The organism is Sphaerospermopsis reniformis, from assembly GCF_005402885.1.
Classification (GTDB): Bacteria; Cyanobacteriota; Cyanobacteriia; order Cyanobacteriales; family Nostocaceae; genus Sphaerospermopsis; species Sphaerospermopsis kisseleviana.
Genome location: NZ_BJCE01000244.1, coordinates 1 through 8,033, shown reverse-complemented (window position 1 = coordinate 8,033; position 8,033 = coordinate 1). Strand labels below are relative to the sequence as shown.

The following is an 8,033-nucleotide window of genomic DNA, read 5'->3' as shown; positions in this document are numbered from 1 at the left end:
TTCAGAAACTTAATTGGAACACAATCGCGTCTGGCTAAGGCGTGAAAGTCTACTGAGGGATAACTGCTCCCATGCTCCCGTTGAAGTAGAAAGTAAAGTCTAGTTTTGTCTAGGTTTTATATAGCAGCAAACCATAGTTAAAATACTACCCACCAAAAACCTGTGTCCATGTAGTCCAAATAAAAACTACCACCGCACTCACAGCAAGAACACCCTGAAGTAAATTCCCTACTACTGTTCCTACAGTGATTCCTATACCTGCTTTCACTGCTTTACCCAAATCTTTTTGATACAGCAACTCACCAATAATTGCCCCTAAAAGTGGACCAATTAACATTCCCAACAATGGTCCACCGAAGGGTAAAGCTGGCAATAATCCGAAAAATCCCAGAAGTAAACCAACAAACGCCCCTATTTGTCCCCATTTACCTGCACCGGCTTGTTTTGCGCCTATGTAACCTGCTAAAAAATCAACAGCCATACTTAGAAGTAGAACAATACCTGTAACAATCAGGGGTATTTTAATAACTGCTACAGAACCATTAACAATTCCCCAGATGATGATAGCGGCTAATATTAAACTACTACCAGGAATTGCAGGAACTACAGAACCAATCACACCCACAAGCATTAAAGCTATTAATAAACAGTAAATAATTTGCATAGTTTTTTAAGGAGTCAGGAGTCAGGAGTCAGGAGTCAGGAGTCAGGAGTCAGGAGTCAGGAGTCAGGAGTCAGGAGTCAGGAGTCAGGAGTCAGGAGGTAAAGATTTCCCCCCAGTCACCAATCACCAATCACCAATCACCCATTACCAATCACCAATAATCACCCATTACTAAGATTAACAGCTAATTTATCAGCTATTCCCGCAATCCAATTTTCATCTTGTTTTGTATAACTGCGGGGAGCATTTGCTCCTAAAATTAACACACCTTCTTTACCAATAGGTTGACAAATTACACCTTGGGTATTTTCGGGTAAATAATCAAATTCAATTTTGCCAGGATAGACTTTTAAAGCTACTAAATAAACCGGTTTTTGGGTTTCTAATACTCTTTTCAATATTGCACCAGGGGTAACTTCTGATTTAGCACCCAGAATACCGCGACGTAACAGAACTTTACCTTGGTAATAAACTACAAGCGATCGCGTAACTGTATTAGTTAACAATAACCTTGATGCCCAAGCTAATTCTGTTTTCACGGTTTCTGGTAAATCAGGATCTAACACAAAACCCTCTTCTCCGATCAGTTCTACTGTATCAGGGGTTTTAGGTTGTACTTGTTGCCAAATTAAACCTGTTAAAATTAACACTGCACTCAAAATCACTCCCAGCACATCCCCCCGTGCTTGAGAGTCTGTCAGTTCCGGTGTTAACAACCGATTTACAAACAAAAGCACAGCACCTAAACCCCCAACTACCAAGGGTAAACGCCGTAAAACTCGATTAGGATCAGATTTGGTCATTGGTAATGGGTAATGGGTAATGGGTAATTGGTAATTGGTAATTGGTAATTGGTAATTGGTAATTGGTGATTGGTAATTGGTAAGAATAAACTTTTGCCTCTTGCCTCTTGCCTTTTGCCTTCTTACTGTCACCTGTCACCTGTCACCTAATTACTCTTCCCCTGCTTCCAGGATGCGTTGAAATAGATAACCAGTACCTCTAGCAGTAAGTATAAGTTCTGGGTTGCTGGGGTCATCTTCTAATTTTGCCCGTAACCGGGAAATATGTACATCTACTACGCGAGTATCTACATGGCGTTCTGGTGTGTAACCCCAAACTTCTTGTAAAATTTCAGAACGAGAAAAAGCCTCTCCAGAACGACTAACTAATAGTTCTAATAAGCTAAATTCCATGCCGGTTAAGCGGATGCGTTCATCCCCTTTGTAAACTTGGCGTTTATTGGTATCTATCCTGATGTTTCCAACATGAATCACTCCAGAACTGGGAATACCACTAGCACCAGTTTTATCTACTCTGCGTAAAACTGAGCGAATACGCGCTTCTAGTTCTTTGGGAGAAAATGGCTTAACTACGTAGTCATCAGCGCCTAATTCTAGTCCGGTGATCCGATCAGCTACATCACCCAAGGCTGTTAACATGATGATGGGAACATCGGATTCTTTGCGTAGTTCTTGACAAACACCGTAACCATCTAGCTTTGGCATCATCACATCCAAAACTACCAGGTCTGGTTCGGATTTGTGAAAAGTTTCTAAGGCTTCTTCTCCATCACCTGCTGTCACTACATCATAGCCAATCATGGAAAGGCGTGTTTCCAAAATCCGCCTAATGCTTGCTTCGTCGTCTACTACCAGGATTTTTTCTTTATGACTTTCCAAGTTTCTTCACGCTCCCTAACTAAATTTTTAACATTATGAATTTTATTACCATAATATTAAGATATCATTGCATCAGTTAATCTGAAAAAGCTGTAACTACTACTATTATTTAACTTGAGTTTTTTCTAAAACTTAAACAAAAATTAAGATTCTTAAATAAAAATTACCCATGGCAAAGCCCAAAACTATTTTTATATGTAGCAAATGCGGAGCCGAGTTCTCCCAGTGGTTCGGCAAGTGTGCAAATTGTGACACTTATGATTCTTTAGTGGAAGAGAATGCTACACCTTTTGGAGTAGATATACCCAGTCGGGGGGGAGTAGGTAACTGGCACGCTGCACCAGGGGGAATTAAACCCAGCAGCAGTAAACCCGCTAAACCAAGGGCTTCTCTGACTTTCGATCAAATTAGCGATCGCCAAATTGCTCGGTGGGAATCCGGTTATGGCGAGTTAGATCGGGTACTTGGTGGCGGTGTTGTCCCTGGTTCGATGGTTCTCATCGGTGGTGATCCCGGTATTGGTAAATCTACTCTCTTACTGCAAGTTTCTAACGAATTATCCCAAAGATACCGTATTCTCTACGTTACTGGTGAGGAATCAGGACAACAGGTAAAATTACGCGCTTCTCGTTTGGGAATGTCTAAACCGATCAATGTTGTCACTGAAGAAAATTCGGAGAACGAAGAAGAAGGTAAAGATACTGATAAAGTATGTAAAAATTCGGAAGACATCATAGAACATCATACTATTGGTTCTGATTTATATGTCTTACCAGAAACGGATTTAGAGGAAATTTTGCGGGAAATTGATTCTCTCAAACCTAATCTGGCGGTGATTGATAGTATACAAACTGTGTTCTTCCCAGCTTTGACATCTGCACCCGGTTCAGTAGCGCAGGTGCGGGAATGTACCGCCGCTTTAATGAAGGTGGCAAAACATGAAGATATTACAATGTTAATTGTTGGTCACGTTACTAAAGAAGGAACTATCGCAGGACCGAGGGTTTTAGAACATTTAGTAGATACGGTTTTGTATTTTGAAGGCGATCGCTTTGCTTCCCACAGATTATTAAGAACTGTTAAAAATCGTTTCGGAGCTACCCATGAAATTGGTATATTTGAAATGGTATCTAATGGATTAAGGGAAGTACCCAATCCTTCAGAACTGTTTCTGGGAAACCGCGACGACCCCGCACCCGGTACAGCTATTGTAGTGGCTTGTGAAGGAACAAGACCGATAGTTGTAGAATTGCAAGCTTTAGTTAGTCCTACCAGCTACCCTTCACCCCGACGCGCTGGCACGGGGATAGATTATAACCGCTTAGTGCAAATTTTAGCAGTATTAGAAAAGCGGGTGGGGATACCCATGTCAAAATTAGATTCCTACGTTGCATCTGCGGGGGGTTTGAATGTAGAAGAACCTGCGGTAGACTTAGGGATTGCGATCGCCATTGTTGCCAGTTTTCGAGATAGAATAGTTGATCCCGAAACAGTATTAATAGGGGAAGTAGGTTTAGGGGGACAAGTGCGATCGGTTTCCCAAATGGAACTGAGGTTAAAAGAAGCAGCAAAACTGGGATTTAAACGAGCGATAATACCCAAAGGTCAAAAGTTTCCTGATTTAAACATAGAAATTTTACAAGTTTCTAAAGTCATAGATGCCATAATTGCTGCTATTCCTCATCAATCTTTGGAAGATATTGATTTAGAAACAGATGAAAAAGATGAGGATGAATAACAAATATCCGCGTTCATCTGCGTTTGATGTTTATTCAACGAACCACTCCAGACACAGAGTTTTGATCCCCGCTAAAAATTTTAATTTTTTCCTGTTTTAAGGGAGATCAGATTTTTTAACTATCAATAACTAATTTTAAAACTTGATCCCATTCTGGCATTTTTAACCCAAAAGTATCAGAAAATTTTTGATTATCTAACAAAGAAAAAGCTGGTCTAGATGCAGGTGTAGGATATTCTGGAGTAGTAATAGGAATTAACCGTTTTAATTTACGTTCATTATTAGGAAAATCATCATTAAAAATCGCCTTCGCAAAACCATACCAGCTAGTTTTTCCACTAGGAGATAAATTATATATTCCTCCTTTATTAGCCAAAAAATCAGTTAGGTTATTTTGACCTTGAGTAATAACTTGTGCTGTGATTTCTGCAATTATTCTACTCCAAGTCGGTGCGCCAATTTGATCATCAACTACTTTAATTTCTTCTCTTTCTTTTGCTAATCTTTGCATCGTTAATAAGAAGTTTTTACCACGCAAACCATAAACCCAGCTAGTACGGAAAATAATATGATTAACACCGACAGATGTAATTGCTTCCTCACCAGCTAACTTAGTTTTACCATAGACATTTTGGGGATTTTTGAGTTCATCTTCTTGATAAGGAAGACTGTTATTACCATCAAAAACATAATCAGTAGAATAGTGAATTATAGCTGATCCCAAACGTTTAGCTTCTTCAGCTATAATACCAGGTGCAACACCATTAATTGACATTGCTAAATCGGGTTCTGATTCTGCTTTATCCACCGCAGTATAAGCAGCAGGATTGACAATTAAATCTGGTTTTATATCCCTAATTGTAGCACTAATTGTATCTGGTTGTGCTAAATCTAATTGATTTCTTCCCACAGAAATAACATCACCCATAGTCATTAAAGTACGTTGTAATTCCCAACCCACCTGGCCAGAAACACCAGTTAATAGAATTTTCATTGATAAACCTCCGCTTCTGAAAATAACTTACCTACTTTATCCTTAGTAGAAATAATTGGTTCATCTTCAATCGGCCAAGCAATAGCTAAATCAGGATCATTCCATAAAATAGTGCGGTCATATTCTGGTGCATAATAATCAGTGGTTTTATACAAAAATTCCGCATATTCAGAAAGCACCAAAAAACCATGAGCAAAACCCGGTGGTATCCACAATTGATGTTTATTTTCTGCTGATAAATGCACACCTACCCATTGACTAAAAGTAGGAGAACTTTTTCGCAAATCAACAGCAACATCAAAAACTTCACCAACTACAACTCTGACTAATTTTCCTTGTGGTTGTTGAATTTGATAATGCAACCCGCGTAACACATTTTTCACTGAACGAGAATGATTATCTTGAACAAAATGAGGTAATATTCCGGTTTTGTCTAAAAAAACTCTTTCATTAAAACTTTCATAAAAAAACCCCCTTTCATCTCCAAAAACTTTAGGTTCAATTAATAGCACATCAGGAATTTCTATATTTATAATCTTCATCAAATTCTCCTTTGCTCTAGGTTTAATTATAGATCACCGACTTCTTTTATTGATTGTGTACAAAAATTATAAATTAATCTTAGAAGTCGAGGACATAATTTTTTTATATCATTTCTCAATTAAAAGTAATTTCATCTTCTAAAATTCGTCTTAAATAAAGACCATAACTACTTTTACCCATAGACTCAACCAAATAACTAAGTTGTTGAGTATCAATATATCCTTGATAATAGGCAATTTCTTCAATACAAGCTATTTTCAATCCCTGTCTTTGTTCTAAAGTTTGGATAAAATTACTAGCTTGATGTAAAGATTCATGTGTACCCGTATCTAACCAAGCATATCCTCTTCCTAAAATTTCTACCTTTAATTGATCTTGCTTTAAATAAGCTAAATTCACATCAGTAATTTCTAGCTCACCCCGTGCAGAAGGTTTCAAACTAGCAGCTATTTCTGTAACTTGGGAATCATAAAAATAAATTCCCGGTACTGCATATTTTGATTTAGGACTTTTTGGTTTTTCTTCAATACTAATTGCTTTACCTGTACTATCAAATTCAATCACACCATAACTTTCCGGGTGAGTGACTTTATAACCAAAAACTAAACCTCCATTTTGCAATTGAGCAGCACGGGTTAAAACTTCTGTGAAACCATGACCATAAAAAATATTATCTCCTAAAATTAAACATACTGAATCATTTTTGATAAAATCTTTTCCCAAAATAAAAGCTTGTGCTAAACCTTCTGGTTTTGGTTGTTCTACATAACTAAACTTTAAACCCCATTGACTACCATCTTTTAGCAATCTTTGAAAAAGAGGTAAATCTGTGGGTGTGGAAATAATCAAAATTTCTCTAATTCCCGCTAACATCAACACTGATAAAGGATAGTAAATCATCGGTTTGTCATAAACAGACATTAATTGTTTACTCACAACTTGTGTTAATGGATAAAGTCTTGTACCCGAACCACCTGCGAGAATAATACCCTTCATTTTACCATCCTTATACAGCGAATTAATTATTACTAAATAAATCCTAAATAAATCCAGGACTTACGCAAAATAAAACGGAAGTAGGGGTAATTCATGAATTCCCCCTACTCCTTTAACGACTTTCGTAATTTTTCTGAATCCAGTTTTTATATTCTCCTGTAAAAATAGATTCTACCCAAGCAGAATTATCAAGATACCATTGCACAGTTTTTAACAAACCACTATCAAAATTTTCCTTGGGTTGCCATCCTAATTCTTTGGTGATTTTACTACAATCAATAGCATAGCGGCGATCATGTCCAGGACGATCTTTAATAAAGGTAATTAAAGATGAATATTGAAAATTCTCTTTGGGTGCTAACGTATCCAAAAATTCACAAATTTTATTCACAACTACTAAGTTAGTTTGTTCATTCAATCCCCCAACATTATAACTTTCGCCAATTTTACCTTCCTTTACAACCAGATAAATAGCATCACAATGATCACTTACATATAACCAATCTCTAATATTTTTACCGTCACCATAGATAGGTAATGGTTTACCATTTACAGCATTGAGAATCATTAAAGGAATCAGTTTTTCAGGAAACTGTAACGGTCCATAATTATTAGAACAATTAGTAGTTAAAGTAGGTAAATTATAGGTGTGATAGTAGGATCTAACTAAATGATCTGCACTAGCTTTAGAAGCTGCATAAGGGCTATTTGGTGCATAAGGTGTATCTTCTCTAAAAGCTGGATCTTCTGGATTTAAAGAACCATAAACTTCATCGGTAGATATATGCAAAAATCGGAATTTTTCTTGTTTTTCTGATTTAAGTTTTTGCCAATAAACTTTACTTGCTTCTAATAAATGGAATGTTCCCATCACGTTAGTTTGGATAAAATTAATGGGAGTGAGAATTGAACGATCTACATGAGTTTCTGCCGCAAAGTTAATTACTGCATCTGGTTGATATTTTTCTAACAAATAACTGACTAATTCAAAGTTACCAATATCTCCTTGAATAAAAGCATAATTGGGATCATCTTGTAATTCAGCTAAATTTTGTAGATTACTAGCATAAGTAAGTTTATCTAAATTAATGATATTAGCCCAATGATTTTTTCTAGCTTGGAGAACAAAGTTAGCCCCTATAAATCCTGCACCACCTGTAACTAATAAAGTTGGCAGATCATTTTTCGGTACTTTTGACATATAAACAGATTTTTCCTATGTGTTATTGTTTTATTTTTAGTGGAAATGTGGTAATTTCAATTGTTGGAATGTCACGGCTAATCATCGGATTACAGCTATTTTCAGGTAAATAAACCACATTTTGATTTAGGTTTCGCGTCAACAATGTAGGGGCGTTCGCGAAGCGTGCTGGAAGCATCAGCATTCGGACAATTAATTATCGGTTTTTACCTAAG

At 37.0% G+C, this 8,033-nt stretch carries 8 protein-coding genes; 1 reads left to right on the top strand and 7 read right to left on the bottom strand.

The window, feature by feature from the left end; all coding sequences use genetic code 11:
* Positions 1 to 145 precede the first annotated feature (145 nt).
* The 3 genes from FFR48_RS22975 to rpaB all read right to left on the bottom strand — a co-directional run bounded on the left by FFR48_RS22975 (position 146) and on the right by rpaB (position 2,346).
* The gene (locus FFR48_RS22975) at positions 146 to 664 is read right to left on the bottom strand and encodes a DUF456 domain-containing protein (RefSeq protein WP_137668965.1); all 519 of its coding nucleotides are present in this window, start codon (positions 662 to 664) and stop codon (positions 146 to 148) included.
* Positions 665 to 825: 161 nt separating this feature from the next.
* Positions 826 to 1,467, bottom strand: coding sequence for a cofactor assembly of complex C subunit B (locus FFR48_RS22970; RefSeq protein ID WP_096570266.1), 642 nt, complete (start codon positions 1,465 to 1,467; stop codon positions 826 to 828).
* A 150-nt stretch (positions 1,468 to 1,617) separates the two neighbouring features.
* Positions 1,618 to 2,346, bottom strand: a complete 729-nt coding sequence (gene rpaB, locus FFR48_RS22965) for a response regulator transcription factor RpaB (protein ID WP_096570268.1) — start codon at positions 2,344 to 2,346, stop codon at positions 1,618 to 1,620.
* A gap of 169 nt (positions 2,347 to 2,515) precedes the next feature.
* Between rpaB and radA the strand changes: the two genes are divergently transcribed.
* Positions 2,516 to 4,084: a DNA repair protein RadA gene (radA, locus tag FFR48_RS22960; RefSeq protein ID WP_137668964.1), complete on the top strand. Its 1,569-nt coding sequence runs from the start codon at positions 2,516 to 2,518 to the stop codon at positions 4,082 to 4,084.
* A 115-nt stretch (positions 4,085 to 4,199) separates the two neighbouring features.
* Here radA and rfbD read toward each other — a convergent pair whose 3' ends face one another.
* From rfbD to rfbB, 4 genes are all read right to left on the bottom strand, one after another.
* Positions 4,200 to 5,078 carry a dTDP-4-dehydrorhamnose reductase gene (gene rfbD, locus FFR48_RS22955; RefSeq protein WP_137668963.1) on the bottom strand — a complete coding sequence of 293 codons (879 nt, stop codon included), beginning with the start codon at positions 5,076 to 5,078 and terminating at the stop codon, positions 4,200 to 4,202.
* Positions 5,075 to 5,620 carry a dTDP-4-dehydrorhamnose 3,5-epimerase gene (rfbC, locus tag FFR48_RS22950; protein WP_096570274.1) on the bottom strand — a complete coding sequence of 182 codons (546 nt, stop codon included), beginning with the start codon at positions 5,618 to 5,620 and terminating at the stop codon, positions 5,075 to 5,077. The genes rfbD and rfbC overlap by 4 nt, the downstream gene beginning before the upstream one ends.
* A 115-nt stretch (positions 5,621 to 5,735) precedes the next feature.
* Entirely contained in the window at positions 5,736 to 6,617 is an 882-nt protein-coding gene (gene rfbA / locus FFR48_RS22945) for a glucose-1-phosphate thymidylyltransferase RfbA (RefSeq protein ID WP_096570276.1), read from the bottom strand.
* A gap of 112 nt (positions 6,618 to 6,729) precedes the next feature.
* Positions 6,730 to 7,818, bottom strand: a complete 1,089-nt coding sequence (gene rfbB / locus FFR48_RS22940) for a dTDP-glucose 4,6-dehydratase (protein ID WP_137668962.1) — start codon at positions 7,816 to 7,818, stop codon at positions 6,730 to 6,732.
* Positions 7,819 to 8,033: the final 215 nt, after the last annotated feature.

Excerpts from the sequence above, each read along its gene's own strand:
- FFR48_RS22975 (WP_137668965.1), bottom strand. The coding sequence starts at position 664 with ATGCAAATTATTTACTGTTTATTAATAGCTTTAATGCTTGTGGGTGTG.
- FFR48_RS22970 (WP_096570266.1), bottom strand. The coding sequence starts at position 1,467 with ATGACCAAATCTGATCCTAATCGAGTTTTACGGCGTTTACCCTTGGTA.
- radA (WP_137668964.1), top strand. The coding sequence starts at position 2,516 with ATGGCAAAGCCCAAAACTATTTTTATATGTAGCAAATGCGGAGCCGAG.
- rfbD (WP_137668963.1), bottom strand. The coding sequence starts at position 5,078 with ATGAAAATTCTATTAACTGGTGTTTCTGGCCAGGTGGGTTGGGAATTA.
- rfbC (WP_096570274.1), bottom strand. The coding sequence starts at position 5,620 with ATGAAGATTATAAATATAGAAATTCCTGATGTGCTATTAATTGAACCT.
- rfbA (WP_096570276.1), bottom strand. The coding sequence starts at position 6,617 with ATGAAGGGTATTATTCTCGCAGGTGGTTCGGGTACAAGACTTTATCCA.
- rfbB (WP_137668962.1), bottom strand. The coding sequence starts at position 7,818 with ATGTCAAAAGTACCGAAAAATGATCTGCCAACTTTATTAGTTACAGGT.